The organism is Thiorhodococcus drewsii AZ1 (assembly GCF_000224065.1).
GTDB lineage: Bacteria > Pseudomonadota > Gammaproteobacteria > Chromatiales > Chromatiaceae > Imhoffiella > Imhoffiella drewsii.
Map to the genome: position 1 here is coordinate 23,557 of NZ_AFWT01000012.1, position 21,493 is coordinate 45,049.

12 protein-coding genes are annotated in these 21,493 nt (G+C 63.4%); 10 read left to right on the top strand and 2 right to left on the bottom strand.

Going from position 1 to position 21,493, the window contains the following annotated elements; all coding sequences use genetic code 11:
• Nucleotides 1–168 precede the first annotated feature (168 nt).
• From THIDRDRAFT_RS09805 to THIDRDRAFT_RS09830, 6 genes are all read left to right on the top strand, one after another.
• Entirely contained in the window at nucleotides 169–861 is a 693-nt protein-coding gene (locus THIDRDRAFT_RS09805; protein WP_007040681.1) for a hypothetical protein, read from the top strand.
• Nucleotides 862–1,093: 232 nt separating this feature from the next.
• Nucleotides 1,094–2,200 (top strand): polyamine ABC transporter substrate-binding protein, encoded by a 1,107-nt coding sequence (locus THIDRDRAFT_RS09810; RefSeq protein ID WP_050984686.1) that lies wholly within the window; start codon nucleotides 1,094–1,096, stop codon nucleotides 2,198–2,200.
• 21 nt (nucleotides 2,201–2,221) lie between these two features.
• Entirely contained in the window at nucleotides 2,222–3,358 is a 1,137-nt protein-coding gene (locus THIDRDRAFT_RS09815) for an ABC transporter ATP-binding protein (RefSeq protein WP_007040683.1), read from the top strand.
• A 22-nt stretch (nucleotides 3,359–3,380) separates the two neighbouring features.
• Nucleotides 3,381–4,301: an ABC transporter permease subunit gene (locus THIDRDRAFT_RS09820; RefSeq protein WP_007040684.1), complete on the top strand. Its 921-nt coding sequence runs from the start codon at nucleotides 3,381–3,383 to the stop codon at nucleotides 4,299–4,301.
• A complete protein-coding gene (locus tag THIDRDRAFT_RS09825) occupies nucleotides 4,298–5,098 on the top strand; it encodes an ABC transporter permease subunit (protein ID WP_007040685.1) in 801 nt (266 codons plus the stop codon). The genes THIDRDRAFT_RS09820 and THIDRDRAFT_RS09825 overlap by 4 nt, the downstream gene beginning before the upstream one ends.
• A 404-nt stretch (nucleotides 5,099–5,502) precedes the next feature.
• Nucleotides 5,503–10,089 (top strand): PAS domain S-box protein, encoded by a 4,587-nt coding sequence (locus THIDRDRAFT_RS09830; RefSeq protein WP_050984685.1) that lies wholly within the window; start codon nucleotides 5,503–5,505, stop codon nucleotides 10,087–10,089.
• 74 nt (nucleotides 10,090–10,163) lie between these two features.
• Here THIDRDRAFT_RS09830 and THIDRDRAFT_RS09835 read toward each other — a convergent pair whose 3' ends face one another.
• Entirely contained in the window at nucleotides 10,164–11,204 is a 1,041-nt protein-coding gene (locus THIDRDRAFT_RS09835; protein ID WP_007040687.1) for an HD-GYP domain-containing protein, read from the bottom strand.
• Nucleotides 11,205–11,897: 693 nt separating this feature from the next.
• Between THIDRDRAFT_RS09835 and THIDRDRAFT_RS09840 the strand changes: the two genes are divergently transcribed.
• The 3 genes from THIDRDRAFT_RS09840 to THIDRDRAFT_RS09850 are packed head-to-tail and all read left to right on the top strand — an operon-like array spanning nucleotide 11,898 to nucleotide 16,931.
• Entirely contained in the window at nucleotides 11,898–14,045 is a 2,148-nt protein-coding gene (locus THIDRDRAFT_RS09840; RefSeq protein WP_007040688.1) for a hydantoinase/oxoprolinase family protein, read from the top strand.
• 11 nt (nucleotides 14,046–14,056) lie between these two features.
• The gene (locus THIDRDRAFT_RS09845; RefSeq protein WP_007040689.1) at nucleotides 14,057–16,381 is read left to right on the top strand and encodes a hydantoinase B/oxoprolinase family protein; all 2,325 of its coding nucleotides are present in this window, start codon (nucleotides 14,057–14,059) and stop codon (nucleotides 16,379–16,381) included.
• A 43-nt stretch (nucleotides 16,382–16,424) separates the two neighbouring features.
• The gene (locus THIDRDRAFT_RS09850) at nucleotides 16,425–16,931 is read left to right on the top strand and encodes an acetone carboxylase subunit gamma (RefSeq protein WP_007040690.1); all 507 of its coding nucleotides are present in this window, start codon (nucleotides 16,425–16,427) and stop codon (nucleotides 16,929–16,931) included.
• Nucleotides 16,932–17,040: 109 nt separating this feature from the next.
• Here THIDRDRAFT_RS09850 and THIDRDRAFT_RS09855 read toward each other — a convergent pair whose 3' ends face one another.
• Nucleotides 17,041–19,059, bottom strand: a complete 2,019-nt coding sequence (locus THIDRDRAFT_RS09855) for a sigma-54-dependent Fis family transcriptional regulator (protein WP_007040691.1) — start codon at nucleotides 19,057–19,059, stop codon at nucleotides 17,041–17,043.
• A gap of 434 nt (nucleotides 19,060–19,493) precedes the next feature.
• Between THIDRDRAFT_RS09855 and THIDRDRAFT_RS09860 the strand changes: the two genes are divergently transcribed.
• On the top strand, nucleotides 19,494–21,470 hold the full coding sequence (locus THIDRDRAFT_RS09860; protein WP_007040692.1) for an acetoacetate--CoA ligase: 1,977 nt from the start codon (nucleotides 19,494–19,496) through the stop codon (nucleotides 21,468–21,470).
• Nucleotides 21,471–21,493: the final 23 nt, after the last annotated feature.

A 21,493-nucleotide genomic window follows, 5' to 3' on the forward strand; every position in this document is an offset into this window, starting at 1 on the left:
GCTTAAATAATTCCCGTCTGCCAACCTGAACCCACGGCGACCAGATTGAACCTCGCCAGAGGCAGATTCAATGCAATCGACGTGGACGCGACTACACCTTGAATCACACAACACGGTGAAACGACGCCCACCAGGTTTGGCCAACCCAAGCAGACAGAGACCGGAATCATGAGCAGCAGATTTTTTTCGATCGCCTTGCCACTCCTGGCCGCACTCACTTGGGCGAACACTGCGTCAGCGGCCACCATCGTCGTCACCGACAAGGCCACATGGGAGACCAAGATCCTCAACCTGACCCATGCCTTCAACACCGAGAACTTCGACGACTCCACACTCAACCACGAGCTGAGTTACAGCACGAGCGCGGGCGGCGTCTACGAGCCGGAGATTGGGGCCGGAGATGACGATGGCGTCTGGAAAGATCTCGTCGCCAAACCAAGGGGCCAGTACGCCAAGCTCACCACAACCTTCGAGATCTTCGGCGGCAGCTATGGAATCGGAGGCAATTGGGATCTGAGACCCGCCGGTCACGGCTCACATATCGAGATCACACTTCTGGACGCGGCAGGTCTGGAGATCGCGTCTCACGAGATCCCTTATCTGAAAGGCGAATTCTGGGGGGTCATCTCGGACCAGAAATTCAGCGCAGTGAAATTTGCCAGCTATTACGGCGCCAACAATGAGACTCAGGAGACCTATTATCTCGAAGACATGGTCTATAGCCGGGGAGACATCATGGCCTCAGCAACCTCAGTGCCCCTGCCCGCAGCCTTCTGGCTCTTTACCTCCAGCCTGCTGGGCCTCGTCGGGATCGGGCGCTGGCGCGGCGGCACATCCATGACGCCACCCGAGATGGCTTAGAAGCCACGCAACCGGCGCAAGGACATAGACAGCCCCAAAACCTTCCACCTCCTCCCCATCCCGCCAACCCTCTCTCACACAGCGCACGTCCGACGACGCGCGCCTGTCTTCATCTTGTCATGCGCGCGACACTCGACTTGAGCTAGCATTGCGCGCACGCGAGCTTGATAAAACGCGCGCCCATCGAGCCATCGGCGATCGATTCATCCAAACATTACGGGGATTCAAAACGTTGCGAAGCCTGTCACTGCGCCACCACCTCCTGCCTCTCGCATTGTCCATCCTGGCCGCCCCCCTCTTCGCCCACGCCGAAGAACAGGTTCATCTCTATAACTGGAGCGACTATTTCGCCGAGGACACGCTCTCCGACTTCGAGTCGCAGACCCATATCCGCCCGGTGCTGGACGTCTACGACTCCAATGAGGTATTGGAAGCCAAGCTCTTCGCAGGCAGCAGCGGTTACGATCTCATCTTCCCCACGGCCCGACCCTTCGCTGCGCGTCATATCAAGGCGGGACTGTACCAGCCGCTCGACAGATCAAAATTGCCCGGACTGGACCAGATTGACCCGGACATCATGAAAAGCCTGGAGGGCATCGATCCGGGACACGCCTATCTGGTTCCCTATATGTGGGGCACCACCGGACTCGGGGTGAATCTGAAGAAGGTCAAGGCCGCGCTGGGCGAGGACGCCCCAATGGATACCTGGGGGCTCATCTTCGACCCGGACAAGGCATCCAAGCTCGCCGGCTGCGGCATCGCCCTGCTCGACGACGCCACCGAGGTCTTTGCGGCCGCGCTCGCCTATCTAGGCAAGGATCCAAACAGCCTCGCCAAGGACGACCTCGCCGCTGCAGCCGAGTTGATCAAGGGCGCGCACCCCTATATTCGCTATTTCCATTCGTCCCAGTACATCACCGACCTCGCCAATGGCGATCTGTGCGTAGCCCATGGCTACTCCGGCGACGTACTCCAGGCCAAGGAACGCGCCGAGGAGGCCGGCAAGGGTGTCGAGGTCGGCTACCGAATTCCGCGTGAGGGCGCGGTACTCTGGACGGACGTGATGGCAATCCCGAAGGACGCCCCCAATCCGGCCGGAGCGCACGCCTTCATCGCCTATCTGCTCGACCCCAAAGTGATCGCCAAGATCTCAGACTATGTCTTCTACGCCAACCCGAACCTGGCCGCGACCCCCTTGGTCGACGCCAAACTGCGTGAGGATCCGGGCATCTATCCTTCGTCCGACGTGAAGGTGCACCTGTTCGTGCTCACTGAGCGCAACGACCGCGACATGCGCGCCCTGAACCGGCTCTGGACCCGGCTCAAGGCCAATCGCTGAACACAGGTCAAGACGCTATCCATGGCCGCAACCCCAGAACGGCGCCTGCTCGAACCCTGGCAGGATCCCAAAGCCGCACCCTATGTCCGTATCGAGCGCCTCACCAAGCAGTTCGGCGATGTCTACGCGGTCGATGACATCAACCTCAACATCTTCAAGGGCGAGTTTTTCTCCCTGCTCGGAAGCTCGGGCTGCGGCAAATCGACCCTACTGAGACTGCTTGCCGGGCTCGAATACCCGACTGCAGGCAAGATCTATATCGATGGGGTGGATGTGACCCGGGTGCCGCCCTACTCGCGCCCGGTCAATATGATGTTCCAGTCCTACGCGCTCTTTCCGCACATGAGCGTGGAACAGAACATCGAGTTCGGCCTCAAACAGGATCGCCTGCCGCGCAAGGAGCGCACGGAACGGATCGCCGAGATGCTGGATCTGCTCAAAATCACGGATTTGCGCAAGCGTCGTCCGAACCAGATCTCGGGCGGTCAGCGCCAACGTGTCGCGCTGGCGCGCAGTCTGGCCAAGCACCCCAAGCTCCTGCTGCTCGACGAACCGCTCGGCGCACTGGACAAACGTCTGCGCGAGAACACCCAGTTCGAACTGGTCAATCTGCAAGAGCGGCTCGGCACCACCTTCGTGACCGTCACCCACGATCAGGAAGAGGCCATGACCATGTCGACCCGGATCGCGGTCATGGAGGCCGGGCAGATCATGCAGGTCGACACCCCGACGGCGATCTACGAGTTCCCGACCTGCCGCTTCGTGGCCGAGTTCATCGGTTCGGTGAACCTCTTCGAAGGCAAGGTGATGGCCAGCGAGGGCAACGAGATTCTGGTCGAGGCCGCAGCGGGATTCACCATCCGCATGCGCAGCTACCAACCGCATCCGCTCGGCACACCGGTGACGGTCGCCATCCGACCCGAAAAGATGCGGCTCTGCCCGGCCTACGATCCGAACGGCGTCAATCAGATCAAGGGGATCGTGGAAGACATCGCCTATCTCGGCGACGTCTCCATCTACCGCATCCGTGTCGGCGAAGGAAAATTGGTCGAGATGACACTCACCAACATCCAGCCGCGCACCGAGCAGGCACTGACCTGGGAACAGGAGGTCGCCATCGAATGGTCGCCCACCAGCGGCGTGGTGCTCTCCGAATGACTCCCCTGATCGATCCAATCGCATGAGTCAGCCCCCGCACACCCACGGGCCGCACACCAGCCGCCTGAGCCGCCTGGTCAACATCGGCATTCCCTACCTCTGGCTGGGACTCTTCTTCCTGCTGCCCTTCGTCATCGTGCTGCAGATCAGCGTGGCCGAGCCGGCGCTCGCACAGCCGCCCTATACCCAGCTCTGGGAATGGGTCGAGGATGGCCTGCTGCAGATTCAGATCAACCTGCAGAACTTCATGCTCATCTGGGAAGACGAAATCTATCTCGCCGCCTTCCTGAACTCGCTCTGGGTCGCCTTCGTCTGCACCCTGATCTGTCTGCTGCTCGGCTACCCCATGGCCTATGCCATCGCCACCGCACCGGAACGGCGCCGGACACCCTTGCTGATGCTCATCATCCTGCCCTTCTGGACCTCGTTCCTGATCCGGGTCTATGCCTGGATCGGCATCCTCAACACCAATGGCTTGCTGAATCATTTTCTGCTCTGGCTCGGCGTCATCGACGAACCGCTACAGATCCTGCACACCCAGACAGCCGTCTACATCGGCGTCGTCTATTCCTATCTGCCGTTCATGATCCTGCCGCTCTACGCCAACCTCACCCGGCTCGATCCGACCCTGCTGGAGGCCGCCGCCGACCTCGGATGCCGCCCACTGCGCGCCTTCCTGCGGGTGACGCTACCGCTGTCCATGGCCGGTATCATCGCCGGCAGCATGCTGGTCTTCATCCCGGTGGTCGGCGAGTTCGTGATCCCGGACCTGCTCGGCAGCCCCGGCAGCCTCATGGTCGGCAAACTGCTCTGGACCGAGTTCTTCTCCAACAAGGACTGGCCGCTCGCCTCGGCGCTCGCGATCGTGCTGCTCGGAACCCTGGTGGTTCCATTCGTGCTCATGCAACGCCTGCAACAGAACATGGACGAGAACCAGACATGAAGCGCCGCTCCTGGCCCCTGCTCGGCATCCTCGCATTCGGCTACGCCTTCCTCTACGTGCCGATCCTGCTGCTGATCCTCTACTCCTTCAACGAGTCGCGACTCGTCACCGTCTGGTCCGGATTCTCGTTCAAGTGGTATGGCGAACTGATGCACAACCATCAGTTGCTCGATGCGGCCTGGCTCAGCGTTCGCGTCGCCGCAACCAACGCCTCGGTCGCTATCGTGCTGGGCACGCTCGCCGCCAACGCACTGGTCAGACATGGCCGTTTCCGGGGGCGCTCCGGATTCGAGCTGCTCCTGACCGCTCCGCTGGTGATGCCCGACGTCATCATCGGACTCTCGCTATTGCTGCTGTTCGTCGCCATGCAGCACACCATCGGCTGGCCCGACGGGCGCGGATTCACCACCATCACCATCGCCCACATCACCTTCAGCACCGCCTATGTCGCCGTCGTCGTGCGTTCGCGACTCGCCCAAATGGATCGATCCCTGGAGGAAGCAGCGATGGACCTGGGCGCCCGCCCGCTCGGCGTCTATACGCGCATCACCCTGCCACTCATCGCCCCTGCACTGTTCTCAGGCTGGCTACTGGCCTTCACCCTCTCGCTCGACGATCTGGTCATCGCCAGCTTCGTCTCAGGCCCCGGATCGACGACTCTACCCATGGTGGTCTATTCCAGCGTGCGCATGGGCGTCTCACCCCAGATCAACGCACTCGCCACACTGATCGTCGCCGTCGTCACCCTCGCCGTCCTCATCGCCGGCATTTCACTGCGGCGCGACTCAAAGCGTTAGAGGCATACTAGACGGCGCCGGATCGAGGTCCGCCGTCCAAAAGCGACCGCACCAACTGGCGCTGCGACCGCTCCGAGATCGATCTGCAGTTGACCAGCGGGGATTGGCGAGGCGACGAGGGTCGGATGCGGCTCAGCTCGCGAGGGCGGCGGCAGGTTCGATCGAATCGCCCGCCATAGCCGCCGACGCCGACGCCTCGTGCAGCAGCGCATCCAGCAAACGGCGGCTAAGCTCTGACTTCGAGGCGGTCGCACAGGGATATGAGCGCGTCCACCTTGGCGACGATGCGATGTGGTTCGGGGACGAGGGAGACGTAGGAATGACGCCTCTTTCAGCCTCACCCCATCTGCGACGTTAGGATGGACGCCCTGAGAAGAGTCGACTGCGAGCGCCGCGCAATGCCTATGCCACGCACTTCAGCCCTGACCGCAAAGTCTCATGCGCAGATCCTGCCATGGCTCGTGCTGGCGGCAGGCTTGGCCCTCACCTACCTGTCCTGGCAGCACGTGCGTCAGGAGACCGCCCAGGCCCTGGAGGCCGATTTCCAGTTCTGGGTCACCAAGGTCGCCGACAGCATCGAGTCGCGCCTCGCGCGCGATGTCCAGATTTTGCGCGGTGCGGCCGGACTCTTCGCGGCGTCGGTCGATGTGAACCGTCAAGAGTTCCACGATTACATCACCGCCCTGCGGCTCGGAGAGCGCCACCTGGGCATCCATGACATCGGGTTTTCGCTGCTCGTCCCTGCCGACCAGAAGGCGGCGCATGTGGCAGCCATCCGTCGCGAGGGATATCCCGACTACAGGATTCGATCGCCGGAGGGACGCACGTTCTATACCTCGGTGATCTACATCGAGCCGTTCTCCAAGCCCCACCAGCGGGCCTTGGGGTTCGACATGTCGCTCGATCCGGCACTCTGGGCGGCCGCCGAGCAGGCGCGCGACGCGGGCGCGGCAATGCTTTCGGGACCAGTCGAGCTGGAGCATGAAAAGGAGCCCAACGCCCAGACCAGCGCGCTCCTGCTCATGCCGGTCTATCGCATTGGGATGCCGCACGAAACCCTGTCTGAGCGGCGGAAGCATGTGCAGGGTTGGATCTTCTCGCTCCTGCGCCTGAACGATCTCCTGACCAATGTGATGGGTGCGGTCCAGTTCTCGGAGATGCGATCCGTCTTGCGGCTGACCCTCTATGACGGGACCGAGCCTGCAGATGCCGCCAAGCTGTTCAGCCTAAGCCCGGCACAGACGGGAACCGACCGCCAACCAGGCTTCCGGTCGACACGAGAGATCCGTTTCGGTGGACACTCCTGGCTGCTGGAAATGGCCTCGACCCCGCAGTATGAGTCGCGCCTGGACAGCCGCCAGACGCTCCTCATTGCACTCGCGGGCTGTATCGGCAGCGCCATGATGGCACTCCTGGTGCGAGTACTGCTCACCGGCCAGCACCGCGTCGCCGCCGCCTTGAGACAGGCCAAGCAGGCGCTCGAAGCGAATCGAGGGACAGAAGCCGCGCTGCGCCAAAGCGAGCAGCGCTATCGCGAACTGGTGGAACAAGCCAATAGTGCAATCCTGCGCGTGGAACGCGACGGACGAATCCTCTTCATCAATCCCTGCGCACAGCGGCTCTTCGGTTGGAGTGAAGACGAGATCCTCGGTCGGCCAGTCGATAGCCTGCTGCCTGAGCAAACCGCTCAAGACGACGATCATCAGCCTCTATTTCAGAACGTCGTTGCCCGTCCCAATGACTTCGCCAATAACCTGACCGAAAATCTGTGCCGGAATGGACGCCGCCTGTGGATGATGTGGACCAACTATGCCATCCGCGACGACGATGGCAGGGTGCGGGAGATCCTCGCCATCGGCAACAATATCACCGAGCAGAAGCGCCTGAGCGATGCCCTGTCGAAAGAGCGGGGTTTTCTGTCCACCCTGATCCACGCCATTCCTGATCTGGTGTGGCTCAAGAGCCCGGACGGCGTCTTCCTCGCCTGCAATCATCGGGTCGAGCGTTTGTTCGGGGTCGAGGAGGGGCAGATCCTGGGCCGCACCGACCACGATTTCATGTCCGATGAGCAAGCGGACTTCTTCCGCGCCAACGACCTCAAGGCGATGGTGGCCGGCCGCCCCTGCGTGAACGAGGAGCGACTGACCTTCGCCGACGACGGTCACGAAGAGCTGGTCGAAACGATCAAGACCCCGATGTATGACGCAGAAGGGCAGATCATCGGCGTGCTCGGCATCGCACGCGACATCACCGAGGCCCGCCGCGATCGGGAGGCACTGATCGAGGAGCGAGATCTCTCCAACACCCTGATCGACACCATGCAAGCCATCGTCGTCTTGCTCGACCCAGAGGGACGGATCGTTCGCTTCAATCACTACATGGAAGCGTTGTGCGGTTATAGGCTGGCCGAGTTGAAGGGACGTTCCTGGTTCGAAACGCTTTTGCCGGAACGCGAGCGCGATCCCATCCGCAACCGGTTCGGCGCTGCGCTGCGCGGCTCGTCCACCTGCGGCGCGCTGAGCACCATCCTGACGCGTGACGGTGAGGAGCGACTGATCGAGTGGCACGACAAGGCGCTTGCAGGACCCAGCGGGGACGTGATCGGTCTGCTCGCGACCGGCCAAGATGTCACCGAGCAAAAACGCGCGGAGACAGAAATTCAGGCCCTGAACGCAGGGCTCGAAAATCGCGTTGCCGAGCGCACCACCGAGCTCCAGGCCGAGATCGCCGAACGCAAACGCATCGAGCAGGTGCTCCAGGCCGCCAAGAGCGAGGCGGAGGCCGGCAACCGGGCCAAGTCGGAGTTCCTGGCCAACATGAGCCATGAGATCCGCACACCGATGAACGCCATCATCGGCATGACCCATCTGGCCTTGCAGACCAAACTCGACCGCAAACAGCGCAACTATATCGAGAAGGTGAGCCACTCGGCCGACGCGCTGCTGGGCATCATCAACGATATCCTCGACGTCTCCAAGATCGAGGCCGGCAAGCTCGCCATCGAGCGCATCGATTTCAACCTGGAGGACATCCTCGGCACACTGGCCACGGTCGTCGGCCTCAAGGCCGATGAGAAAGGTCTCGAGCTCGTCTTCGACCTGCCGCAAGACTTACCCCTCGCCCTGATCGGCGATCCGTTGCGTCTGGGACAGATTCTGATCAACCTCGGCAACAATGCGGTCAAATTCACCCAGCACGGCGAGATCGTCATCGGGGCCGAGGTGCTCGAACAGGATGCGAGCCAATGCCGGCTGCATTTTTTCGTTCGAGACACCGGCATTGGCCTGCCCCCCGAGCAACAGCGCTCCTTGTTTCGCGCCTTCAGCCAAGCGGACACTTCGACCACCCGTCAATTCGGCGGCACCGGGCTGGGACTGTCCATCTCCAAGCATCTGACCGAGCGCATGGGCGGTGAAATCTGGGTCGAGAGCACGCACGGGGTCGGCAGCACCTTCCATTTCACGGTGCAGCTCGGCAAACACCGGGCTGCGGCGCACCTGCCGCAGAAGGGCGCGGACGCACTCGCGGCGCTGCGGGTACTCGTCGTCGACGACAATGCTACGGCCCGTCATACCCTCTCCACCATGTTGAAGGCCATTGGTCCACAGGTGGACGAGGCCGACAGCGGAGAGGCGGCCTTGGAGTGTTTGCGCGCGGCCGGAGACGATCCCTACGGTCTCGTTCTGCTCGACTGGAAGATGCCCAGGATCGACGGTATCGCCACTGCGCGCGCCATCCTCGAAAGCACGGACACGGGTCCGCTACCGACCCTGATCATGGTCACCGCCTACGGACGGGAGGAGGCGATGAACGCCGCCAAGGACGTCGGCATCAGTGGCTTTCTGACCAAGCCCGTCACGCCATCGAGCTTGCTCGACGCCATCATGCAGTCCCTTAGAAGTACCGCAATCAGCGAGCGCCCCTCCGCTCGGAACCGGATAGCCACGGCTGACGACCTAGCCAAGCTGAGCGGAGCCAAGGTACTGATCGTCGAGGATAACGACGTCAATCAGGAGCTGGTGCAGGCGCTGCTGTGCAGCAATGGTCTCTCCGTGGAGATCGCCGACAACGGTGAAGAGGCGCTTGATTGGCTCGACCGAGAACCCTTTGACGGCGTGCTGATGGACCTTCAGATGCCGGTCATGGACGGCTATACCGCGACCCGCGCGATACGCGCGCAACCGCGTTTCAGGGACTTGCCGATCTTGGCGATCACCGCCAACGTCATGACCGGCGAGCGTGAGCGGGCGATCGCCGCAGGAATGAACGACCAGATCGCCAAGCCCATCGATGTACCAACGCTCTTTGCCACCTTAGCCAAATGGATCGTGCCCGCACGCCCGCTCGCAGTCTCCCCTGAGGCACAACCGATCCGCAGGTTCGATATCCCGGATCTGCCGGGGATCGATCCAACCGCCGGTCTCGCGCATACCCAAGAGCGAGCGGCACTCTACCGCCAGCTTCTGGTCCGGTTCTATGAGCAGCAGCAGGGTTTCGCGGAGCAGTTCGAGCGGGCGCGCCAAACGAACGATACCGAGGGCGCCACCCTGCTAGCGCAAACCCTCAAGGGTCTCGCCGAGACGATCGGGGCCCACGACGTCCAGGTGGCGGCACACGCATTGGAGTTCGCCTGCGCGAACAGCCAAGATGTCGAGACTATCGACCGACGGTTCACCGACACACTCGCCGCCCTGACCCCAGTGCTGGCTGGGCTCGCAAGCCTCGCTCCCTCTATCAAAGATGGATCGCGGAGCATCGATCGCGCCGCGCTTGCCCCCCTCCTCGCAAGGCTGCAGACCCTTGTGAAGGACAACGACACGGATGCCGCCGAGCTGATCGACGCCCTGAATCCCCTCCTATCCGAAACCCTGCATTCGGAGCATCTACGATCGGTCGTGGACGCGATCGAGAAGTATGACTTCGAGGCGGCCTTGGCGGCCTTGACTCGATTGGAGAAGTCGATCGATGGAGAGGAAAACGCCAATTCATAACGTTTTCCGTTAGCGCCAAGCATGGCCCGACATGTTCAAGCGCCCAAGTGCTTGAAACCGAACGACGGAACGGATCAGTCCTGTTCGGCGTACTGCTCTTTGATGGCAAGGATCTCGGGCATGACATCGAAGAAGCGTGCGACCAGCGCTGGATCGAAATGTCTTCCGGAGTCGCGCCCCAACTGATCGATCGACTCCTCGACCGACCAAGCCGCCTTGTAGGGACGCACGGAGGTCAGTGCATCGAAGACGTCGGCAATCGCGACGATGCGTCCTACGCGTGGAATGTCCTCTCCGGCCAGTCCGGCCGGATAGCCTGAGCCGTCCCATTTCTCATGATGGGTCAAGGCGACGACACGCGCCATTTCGAGGAGCTCCGAGCCGCCAGAATCGCCGAGGATCTCTACACCCATCCGGCAGTGACGACGCATGATCACCCACTCCTCGGCGGTCAGTTTGCCCCGCTTCTGCAGGATACTGTCCGGGATGCCGATCTTGCCGATATCGTGCATGGGGGCGGCGTTCAGCAGCAGGTCGGACTGTCTCTCACCCATACCAATGGCGGCGCCCAGGATGTACGAATAGTGGCTCATGCGGACTACGTGCAGCCCGGTCTCGTTGTCCTTGTACTCTGCGGCCCGCCCAAGCTGGCGAATGATGCGCAGACGCGTCTCGTGAAGTTGAGCGGTGCGCTCTCTTACCCGTTGTTCGAGGACCCGGTTCTGATCGTACAGCGCGAGCTGTGCGCGCACACGCGCAAGGACGATGGGGGGACTGATCGGCTTGCTGATGTAGTCGACCGCACCGAGATCGAACCCATGGATCTCGTCATCGGATCCGATTCGGGCGGTGACGAAGATGACTGGAATATGCCGCGTGGTGAAGTCATCCTTGAGCAGACGACAGACCTCGTAGCCATCCATCCCAGGCATCGTGATGTCGAGCAGGATGAGATCGGGCGGCCTGCCCGATCGTGCGATCTCAAGGGCCTTCTCTCCCCGTGTTGCCGCCTTCACGACGTAACCGCCCTTCAGGATGTTGACGAGTAGGTCGATGTTCGCCGGCTCGTCATCAACCACGAGAACCGTCTGGCCCCGCGAAGTGTCCAAGATCATCGCCCCCCAGCACTGAGGAATCTCAAAAGATTCAGACCGCACGCCGCGAATCCGCAGACAGCGCATGATGTGAATTGCAGCCGATTCTTCGACTCGCCGGCGCGCGCCAAACGCATCGGACACAGGACCCGGTAAACGGCGTCCGATATCGGCGTGTCGATTATCAGGGACCACGGACCTCCAGGCACCTCCATGCCCACCCCATAAAACGCTCGCCAACCTAATGTTATGCCATAACCGGCATTCCATACCGATCCCAACGGGCGATCGCTGTCGGCTGAAGACCGCGTAACGAGCGGACGGTCATTCCCAAGATGGGCCATCGTCTCGAAATCTCCAGTGCGCTACAGACAGTTCGAGACCGTCGGCTCGCCGAGGGTCGCCTCCCCCTCCCTTGGCCGATCTGAACCGAGCCCTCACCACCCTGCCCCGAAGATCGCACGTTCGGACCGGCCACAGACGACGTCCGGGTCCGCTCCATGCTGCGGACGCGAACGTCCGATCGCCGGACGCCCGCACCCTCGATCGGCCAGCCACGAAAGACTAAAAGCAATTATTTTTCAGCGTGTTGGACAGAAAAAGCACGTCTGGCATGGCGTTTGTTAAAGAACGACATGCACGGCGCCACGCGCAGCCTGCATACAGCGGACGCCCAGAACAGTCCGCAACGACAACATTCGAGGAGGAACCAGAGTGCAAGCACCCAACCATAGAGTCGAGGTGATGGGCATCGATGCCGGGGGCACGATGACCGACACCTTCTTCGTACGCGGCGACGGACGCTTCGTCGTCGGCAAGGCGCAAAGCAATCCGGGAGACGAGTCCTTCGCAATCCTGGAATCGTCCCAAGACGCGCTCGCACACTGGGACCGGGATGTCGATGCGGTCTACCCGGAGCTGGTGACCTGCGTCTATTCCGGTACGGCGATGCTGAACCGGGTGGTTCAGCGCAAGGGGCTCGAGGTCGGCCTGATCGTCAATCGCGGATTCGAGCAGGTCCACTCGATGGGACGGGCGATCCAGAGCTATCTCGGCTACGCGCTGGAAGACCGCATCCATCTCAACACCCACCGCTATGACGAGCCGCTGGTGCCGCTGTCGCGGACGCGCGGGGTGACGGAGCGCACCGACGTTCAAGGCGAGATCGTCATCCCCTTACGCGAGGACGAGGTCCGCCAGGCGACCCGCGAGCTGGTGGAGGCCGGCGCCAAGGCCATCGCCATCTGTTTCCTGCAATCCCACAAGAACGAGGCGAGCGAGCTGCGTGCCCGCGACCTGTGCCGCGAGGAGCTGGCGCGCCTGGGAGCGGACATCCCGGTGTTCGCCTCGGTGGACTACTATCCGCAGCGCAAGGAGAGCCACCGGATGAACACCACCATCTTGGAGGCCTATGCCGCCGAGCCTTCGCGCCAGACGCTGAAGAAGGTCAGCGAGCGCTTCCACAAGCACGGCGCCAAGTTCGATCTGCGGGTGATGGCGACGCACGGCGGCACCATCAGCTGGAAGGCGAAGGAGCTGGCGCGCACCATCGTGTCTGGCCCCATTGGCGGCGTCATCGGTTCCAAGCTGCTGGGCGAGGCCCTCGGTTACGAGAACATCGCCTGCTCCGACATCGGCGGCACCTCGTTCGACATGGCGCTCATCACCAAGGGCAATTTCGCCATCGCCTCCGATCCGGACATGGCCCGGCTGGTGCTCTCGCTGCCCTTGGTGGCCATGGACTCGGTCGGCGCGGGCGCCGGCAGCTTCGTACGCCTGGACCCCTACAGCGGCGCCATCAAGCTCGGTCCGGACAGTGCCGGCTATCGTGTCGGCACCTGCTGGCCCGACAGCAGGCTCGACACCGTCTCGGTCACCGACTGCCACGTGGTGCTGGGCTACCTGAACCCGGAGAACTTCCTTGGCGGCGCCATCCAGCTCGACGTCCAGCGCGCACGCGACCACATCCAGGCACAGATCGCCGGTCCGCTGGGCCTCTCGGTGGAGGACGCGGCGGCCGGGGTCATCGAGCTGCTCGACCTGCAACTGCGCGAGTATCTGCGCGCCAATATCAGCGCCAAGGGCTACAGCGCGACCGACTTCGTCTGTTTTTCCTACGGCGGGGCGGGACCGGTGCATACCTACGGCTACACCGAGGGCGTCGGCTTCAAGGACGTCATCGTGCCCGCCTGGGCGGCGGGCTTCTCGGCCTTCGGCTGCGCCTGTGCCGATTTCGAGTACCGCTACGACAAGAGCGTGGACGTCGCCCTACCGCAGTTCGCGGACGATGCGGGCAAGGTCGCCGCCTGCACAACGCTTCAAACCGCCTGGAGCGAATTGGCCCAAAAGGTCGTCGAGGAATTCGTCATCAACGGCTTCAAGCCCGAGGACGTCATCCTGCGTCCCGGTTACCGCATGCAGTACATGGGGCAGCTCAACGACCTGGAGATCGACTCGCCGGTCGGCAACGCGGGCACGGCCGACGACTGGGACCGCATCGTCGGCGCCTTCGAGGACACCTATGCCCGCGTCTACGCCAGTTCGGCACGCTCGCCGGAGCTGGGCTTCAGCATCACCGGGGCCATGATGCGCGGTCTGGTCACGACCCCGAAGCCGTCGCTGCCGGAGGATGAGGAGGTCGGCCCTATCCCGCCCGCAGCCGCCCGTATCGGCTCCCGTCCCTTCTACCGCCACAAGCAATGGATCGACGCGACTGTCTGGAAGATGGAGTCGCTCCAGCCGGGCAACCGCGTGCGCGGTCCCGCGATCATCGAATCGGACGCCACGACCTTCGTCGTGCCGGACGGCTTCGAGACGGCGATCGACAAGCACCGGCTGTTCCACCTGCGCGAAGTGAAATGAGGAGATCCGTCATGAATCAACCAGCCAAGATCGCACTCGACAACCCGGGGCTGCTCGGCAACCGACAGACGCTCAAGCAATTCCGCGATGAGGTCCTCGCACGCACCAAGGCGAATGGCCATTACAACGGTCTGGAGCACCTGGAGCTGCGCGAGGCCGACCCGATCCGCTACGAGAAGATCTTCTCCAAACTGCGCGGCGGTCTGGTCCATGCCCGCGAGACCGCGAAGAAGATCGCGGCCAGTCCGATCGTGGAGCAGGAGGGCGAGCTCTGCTTCACCCTCTACAACGCCGCAGGAGACTGCGTGCTGACCTCCACCGGCATCATCATCCACGTCGGCACCATGGGCGCGGCGATCAAGTACATGATCGAGAACGACTGGGAGACCAATCCCGGCATCGAGCCCGGTGACATGTTCACCAACAACGACTGTTCGATCGGCAACGTCCATCCCTGCGACATCATGACCATCGTGCCCATCTTCTCCGGCGACACGCTGGTCGGCTGGGTCGGCGGCGTCACCCATGTCATCGACACCGGCGCGGTCACGCCGGGCTCCATGTCGACCGGCCAGGTGCAGCGCTTCGGCGACGGCTACCAGGTGACCTGCCGCAAGACCGGGGTCAAGGATCGCCTGCTGAAGGATTGGGTGCACGAGTCGCAGCGCTCGGTGCGCACGCCCAAGTACTGGATCCTCGACGAGCGCACCCGCATCGCCGGCTGTCACATGATCCGCGACCTGGTCGAGGAGGTGATCGCCGAGGAGGGAGCCGAGGCCTACGAACAATTCGCCTTCGAGGTGATCGAGGAAGGGCGTCGCGGACTCCAGACCCGGCTCAAGGCGATGACCCTGCCGGGTAAATACCGCAAGGTCGCCTTCGTCGACGTGCCCTACAACCACCCGGACGTGCAGACCCCCTCGGCCTTCGCCAAGCTCGATACCATCATGCACTCGCCGGTCGAGATGGAGATCCGTGGCGACGGTTCCTGGCGACTGGATTTCGAGGGCGCGAGCCGCTGGGGCTGGCATAGCTACAACGCCAACCAGGTCGCCTTCACCAGCGGCATCTGGGTGATGATGACCCAGACGCTGATCCCAACCCAACGCATCAATGACGGCGCCTACTACGGCACCGAGTTCCGACTGCCCAAGGGCACCTGGATGAACCCGGACGACCGCCGCACCGGGCATGCCTATGCCTGGCACTTCCTGGTCTCGGGCTGGAGCGCCATGTGGCGCGGGCTGTCGCAGGCCTATTTCGCGCGCGGCTATCTGGAGGAGGTCAACGCCGGAAACGCCAACACCTCGAACTGGCTGCAGGGCGGCGGCATCAACCAGGACGGCGAGATCCACGCGGTCAACAGCTTCGAGGCCAGCTCCTGCGGAACGGGCGCCAGCGCCATCAAGGACGGACTGAACCATGCCGCCGCCATCTGGAACCCGGAGGGCGATATGGGGGACATCGAGATCTGGGAGATGGCCGAGCCGCTCCTCTATCTCGGGCGCAACGTCAAGTGCAATTCCGGCGGCTACGGCAAGTACAGCGGCGGCTGCGGCTTCGAGACCCTGCGCATGGTCTGGAAGGCGCAGGACTGGACCATGTTCTTCATGGGCAACGGCTTCATGAACTCGGACTGGGGGTTGATGGGCGGCTACCCGTCGGCAACTGGCTACCGCTTCGAGGCACACGACACGGGTCTGAAAGAGCGCATCGCGCTCGGCGACTCCCTTCCCCTCGGCGCCGACATCAACCCGGACCGGCCGGACTACGAGCACCACATCGACGCCAACGCGAGGATCAAGCGCGACCAGCAGTGCATGACCACCGAGGACTGTTACGCCAACTACGACCTCTATCTGAACTATCTGCGCGGCGGTCCGGGCTTCGGCGACCCGCTCGACCGCGACCCGGAGGCGATCGCCCAGGATCTCAACCTCGAAAACCTGCTGCCGGAGTATGCCCGCAAGGTCTATGGCGCGGTGATCGCCCAGGACGCGAGCGGAATCTGGAGCGTCGACGCGGCCCAAACCGAGCAGCGGCGCGCAGAGATACGTCAGGAGCGGCTGGCGCGCTCGATGCCGACCCGCGACTGGATGAAGGAGGAGCGCGAGCGGATCCTCACCAAGCATGCGTCGCTCCAGGTGCGGCACATGTATGCGACCAGCTTTGGGCTATCCCAAAAATTCCTCGACAGCTTCAAGCAGTTCTGGAGCCTGCCGGACGACTGGACCCTGAACGAGGACGAACTCGGCGTCCCCTCCTACGGATCCACCTACCGCATGGATCTGTCCCTGCTGCCCGACGTGAAGACCGTCACGCTCGTGGACGAATAACCGGTTCGCCAACCGTCTCTCAACCCGATTCAGGAGCCATCCGATGTCTACCTATACCAAAGAGCAGGTCAAACATCTGGTCGAGGGCCAACTCGACTGGGACACCACCATGCGCATGCTGTCGATGCCGAAGGATCAGGAGCGCTTCACCCAATATCTCGAGGTGCTGCAGTCCAAGGTGGACTGGCCTGACCGCATCATCCTGCCGCTCGGTCCGCACCTCTATATCGTGCAGTCCGCCGAGAACCAGCGCTGGATCATCCAGTGCGGGTGCGGACATGCGTTCTGCGATCACACCGAGAACTGGAAGCTGCACGCCAACATCTATGTGCGGGACACGGAGGAGGCGATGGCGGAGGTCTATCCCAACCTCATGGCGCCCGACACCCAATGGCAGGTCTACCGCGAATACTACTGCCCCAACTGCGGCGTCATGCACGACGTCGAGGCCCCCACCCCCTGGTATCCGGTCATCCACGACTTCGAGCCGGACATCGAGACCTTCTACGAGCAGTGGCTAGGTCTGCCCGTGCCGGCCAAGGCCGCCTGACGGCCTGATGCGAGTCTGGGCCGCCCGCCGCTGGCGGCCCAGCCATGGCCCTTGCATGTCTCGATCCAGACCAATCCGAAAGGGGCGCAAAGCCCCTCGGATTGCCCCATCAAACCCGACCGGCGCGAAGGTCGTCCAGATGGCCAGACAACCCGAAACGCTTGAGCTTGAGGTAGACCGTGCTCTTGGCGATGCCCAACTCCCTGGCGACCGCCGCCATGTTTCCGCCACAACCGCGAATGGTCCGCAGGATGACATCGCGCTCGACACTCTCCAGACCCATGAGTGCGGGACCGCTGTCCTGGCCGCCCGATGCGTCCACCCGGACCTCGTCCAGGATCTCGGGCGGCAGGTCGCGCTCGGTCAGGATCAGGTCCTGGGACATGAGGAGCATGCCCTCCATGACATTGCGAAATTCGCGGATGTTACCGGGCCAGGCATACTGCTCGAGCGCGGCGAGGACGGCGGGCGAGAGGGTACGCGGCTCCAGGCCGTGCTCGTGCGCCAGGAGTGCCAGATAGTGCTCGGCCAGGAGCGCGACGTCCTCGATCCGCTCGCGCAGCGGCGGAATTTGGATGCTGGTGACGGCGATCCGGTAGAAGAGGTCCATCCGGAAGCGACCGGCCGGGATCTCGCTGCGCAGGTCGCGGTTGGTCGCTGCGATGAGCCTGAAATTGATCGTGCGCGGCTTGTTCTCTCCGAGCCGGTAGACCTCCCCCTCCTCCAGTACGCGCAGGAAATGCGGTTGGAGATCGATCGGCATCTCCCCGATCTCGTCCAGGAAGAGCGTCCCGCCGTCCGCCGCCTCGATCTTGCCGATCATGCCACCACGGCGCGCACCGGTGAAGGCGCCCTCGGCGTAGCCGAACAGCTCGCTTGCGAGCAGGTCGCGCGTGAGCCCGCCGCAGTTCAGCGCAACGAAGGGGCTGTCCTTGGCGGCGCTGGAGGCATGGATGCAGCGGGCGAAGACCTCCTTGCCGACACCGGTCTCGCCGAGCAGCAGGACCGACACGCGCGAACGGGCCAGTTGACGGGCTCGGTTCAGGGACTGAATGAGCGCTGGAGATTGGCCGATCACGCCTCCGAAGGGTCCGCTGACCGGTTCCTGAACGGGTTTGTTCAAACCCTCAGGTCGCCTGGAACCCGAACTCCGCACACGCGGCGCTGGAATCGAGAGCACGGCGCCGATCCGTTCGCCGTCCAGCACCACCGGCTCCAACCACTCGGGGCGCAGCCAGTCCGGCAGGGTTTCCGGAACCACCTGGCGCTTCGTCCAGCGCAGCCTCAGATGCCCCAATCCGTCACCAATCACGCCGGCATCCGATGCTCCGAGAACCGCCAGCGCCAGCGCCGCCCGCTCGTTGGCCTTGATCGCCCGACCGTGCCGGTCGAAGACGATCACGCCGTCCGATCCCGCGCTCGAGAGCCGATCGACGCAGTGTTCGAGCAGCCGATATCGGGCACCGAGCTCGATCCTGGCAAGCCGGTTCTCGATGCGTCCGGCCGTCGTCACCACCAGCGCAAGGCTATGGCGGCTGTAGGACGGCCCCAGTCCGGAGACGTCGACCACGCCCAGGATGTCGCCGTCGTAGGGGTTGCGGATGACGGTGGCCGAGCAGGTCCAGCGCTTGATACCGGAGCAGTAGTGCTCGGCGGAATGGATCTGCACCGGCTGGCCGACCTCCAGCGCGGTGCCGATGGCATTGGTTCCGCAGGCCAGTTCGCTCCAGTCGGCACCGGACATGAGCTGGATGTCCTCCGCAGCGGAGCGCGTGATGTTATCGCCCTCCGTCGAGAGGATGACCCCGCTGGGATCGGTCAGGACCATGAAGGTCCCGGTCTCGGACAAGAGTTCGCGCGCGGAGGCCATGACGGGCGCCCCGGCCTCCAGCAGCTCGCAATAGTCGTCGCGCAAGGCATCGAGCGAGCCCGCGCCGAGCGGCGGGGCCGCCGTTCGCCGACTCGGATCGACGCTCGCTGCTTGGCAGCGGTGCCAGGAGTCGTCGATCAACCGTCGCAGCGCGTCGGAATCGGCCTCCTCGCCGTTGAGGAACCGCTCCCAGAGATCCATCACACGATGATCGTTCTCCGGGATCGAAAAGATCTCGCCCAGTCTTGCGACAGGCATGGCCGCTCTCCTCTCTCGTGATGATCGACCGGCATGGCTCGCGAAGGGCGCGAGGTCGCCCATGAACCAAGAGCCGTCGAACGGCGCGACTGAATCGCCGCGTTTCTATTTATGTTTTCAGTGGCTTGACTCTTTTCCGTCACAGCGGTCTTGTCAAGCCGTATCGCGACTCGAACCGAACGGCGCGGATCGATCGCGAGCACATGCCAAGCAAGGCATGCGCCAGAAGCGATCCACGGGGCACTTCGCCCCTTGCCGGCACCGCGAACGACACCGAGCAGCGGCCGCGCCCCCAGACGACCGCATCGCTTGGCGCGTCCGAAAATCGGTCGACCGCGACAGTCTGAACGTCCGATTTTCGAACGCCAGGGACGGGGTTGGCATCAGCCCCGATTCAGCCCCCACAGAGAAGAGCATCGACGGAGGATACCCGTATGTCGAACGCAACCGACCAACCGATTTGGACGCCATCGGCCGACCGCATCGCCGCAGCCAACATCACGGCCTTCCGCGTGGCCGCAGCGGCGCGATGGGGCCTCCACCTGCCCGATCAGGACAGCCTCTATGCCTGGTCCGTCTCGTCGCCCGAGCAATTCTGGATCAGTGTCTGGGAGGACGGCCAGGTGATCGGCGATCGCGGCGCGCGGGTGCTGCTCGACGCCGATCGTATGCCGGGCGCGCGCTGGTACCCCGACGCGCGGCTGAACTATGCGCAGAACCTGCTGCGCCGACGCGATACCACCGACGCGGTCGTCTTTTGGGGCGAGGACCGCGTGAAGCGGCGTCTGTCGCACGATGGGCTCTATCTGGACGTTGCGCGTCTCGCCGCAGCGCTGCGCGGGCTCGGGGTCGAGCCGGGGGATCGGGTCGCCGCCTATCTTCCCAATCTTCCCGAGACCCTGATCGCCTTGCTGGCGACGGCCAGTATCGGCGCCATCTTCACCTCGGCCTCGCCCGACTTCGGGGTGCAAGGCGTTGTCGATCGCTTCGGCCAGGTGCAGCCGAAGGTGCTGATCGCCAGCGACGGCTATTTCTACGGAGGCAAAACCCTCGATTGTCTCGGCAAGCTCGCGGAGATCGTCGAGCGTCTGCCGACGCTGCGCCGTGTCCTGGTCGTGCCCTATGTCCAATCCAACCCGGACCTGAGCGCCATCGACCGGGCCGAAACCCTCGCGGCGTTCGTCGAGCCCTACCGAGACGTCGACGAGATCCAGTTCGAGCCGCTCCCATTCGATCACCCGCTCTTCATCGTCTATTCGTCGGGCACGACGGGCGTCCCCAAATGTATCCTCCACGGCGCCGGCGGGATCCTGCTGCAGCACCTCAAGGAGCACCGGCTGCACTGCGACATCAAGCCCGGCGATCGGGTCTTCTACTACACGACCTGCGGCTGGATGATGTGGAACTGGCTCATGTCCGGCCTTGCCAGCGGCGCCACCCTGCTGCTCTACGACGGCTCGCCCTTCGCCGGCGACGGCCGCGTCCTCTTCGACTACGCGGAGGCCGAGGACATGACCCACTTCGGCACATCCGCCAAGTTCTTGGACGCGGCGGCCAAGCAGGGTCTCGAGCCGCGCGCGACGCATCGGCTCCAGGCGCTGCGCGTCATGACCAGCACCGGCAGCCCCTTGATGCCGGAAGTCTTCGACTATGTCCATGCGCGGATCAAGCCCGACCTGCAGCTCGCCTCCATCTCGGGCGGGACGGACATCCTTTCCTGCTTCGTCCTCGGCAACCCGGCGCTGCCGGTGTGGCGCGGCGAGATCCAGTGCCGGGGGCTCGGCATGGCGGTGGACGTCTGGGACGACGATGGGAATCCGCTGCGGGGCGCGAAAGGCGAGCTCGTCTGCACCAAGCCCTTCCCGTCCATGCCGATCGGCTTCTGGTCCGACGCGGACGGCAGCCGCTACCGTGCGGCCTACTTCGAGCGCCTTCCCGGCGTCTGGTGTCACGGCGACTTCTGCGAGATCACCGCCCATGGCGGGCTCGTCATCCATGGCCGCTCCGACGCCACCTTGAATCCAGGCGGCGTTCGCATCGGCACGGCGGAGATCTATCGTCAGGTCGAACGGCTGGAGGCAGTGGTGGAGTCGCTCGTCATCGGCCAGGACTGGCCGCCGGAGCGTCCAACCGATGTGCGGCTGGTGCTCTTCGTCAAGCTGCGCGAGGGGCTGGAGCTAAACCAGGCGCTCGCCGAGCGCATCCGCCGGACGATCCGCGACAATGCCACCGTGCGCCACGTCCCGGCGCGCATCATTCAGGTTCCCGACATGCCTCGTACCCGCAGCGGTAAGCTAGTCGAACTCGCCGTCCGCAACCTCGTCCATGGCCGGACGGTGAGCAATCGCGAGGCGTTGGCGAACCCAGAGGCGCTTGATCACTTCCGTAACCGTACCGAGCTTGCGTTTTGATCCAAAATCTTGCCAGTCTCTTC

What these genes read in the sequence shown, in the direction of transcription:
- THIDRDRAFT_RS09830 (WP_050984685.1), top strand. Translation starts at nt 5,503, where the DNA reads ATGCCACGCACTTCAGCCCTGACCGCAAAGTCTCATGCGCAGATCCTG.
- THIDRDRAFT_RS09805 (WP_007040681.1), top strand. Translation starts at nt 169, where the DNA reads ATGAGCAGCAGATTTTTTTCGATCGCCTTGCCACTCCTGGCCGCACTC.
- THIDRDRAFT_RS09855 (WP_007040691.1), bottom strand. Translation starts at nt 19,059, where the DNA reads ATGCCTGTCGCAAGACTGGGCGAGATCTTTTCGATCCCGGAGAACGAT.
- THIDRDRAFT_RS09860 (WP_007040692.1), top strand. Translation starts at nt 19,494, where the DNA reads ATGTCGAACGCAACCGACCAACCGATTTGGACGCCATCGGCCGACCGC.
- THIDRDRAFT_RS09820 (WP_007040684.1), top strand. Translation starts at nt 3,381, where the DNA reads ATGAGTCAGCCCCCGCACACCCACGGGCCGCACACCAGCCGCCTGAGC.
- THIDRDRAFT_RS09825 (WP_007040685.1), top strand. Translation starts at nt 4,298, where the DNA reads ATGAAGCGCCGCTCCTGGCCCCTGCTCGGCATCCTCGCATTCGGCTAC.
- THIDRDRAFT_RS09835 (WP_007040687.1), bottom strand. Translation starts at nt 11,204, where the DNA reads ATGATCTTGGACACTTCGCGGGGCCAGACGGTTCTCGTGGTTGATGAC.
- THIDRDRAFT_RS09845 (WP_007040689.1), top strand. Translation starts at nt 14,057, where the DNA reads ATGAATCAACCAGCCAAGATCGCACTCGACAACCCGGGGCTGCTCGGC.
- THIDRDRAFT_RS09815 (WP_007040683.1), top strand. Translation starts at nt 2,222, where the DNA reads ATGGCCGCAACCCCAGAACGGCGCCTGCTCGAACCCTGGCAGGATCCC.
- THIDRDRAFT_RS09850 (WP_007040690.1), top strand. Translation starts at nt 16,425, where the DNA reads ATGTCTACCTATACCAAAGAGCAGGTCAAACATCTGGTCGAGGGCCAA.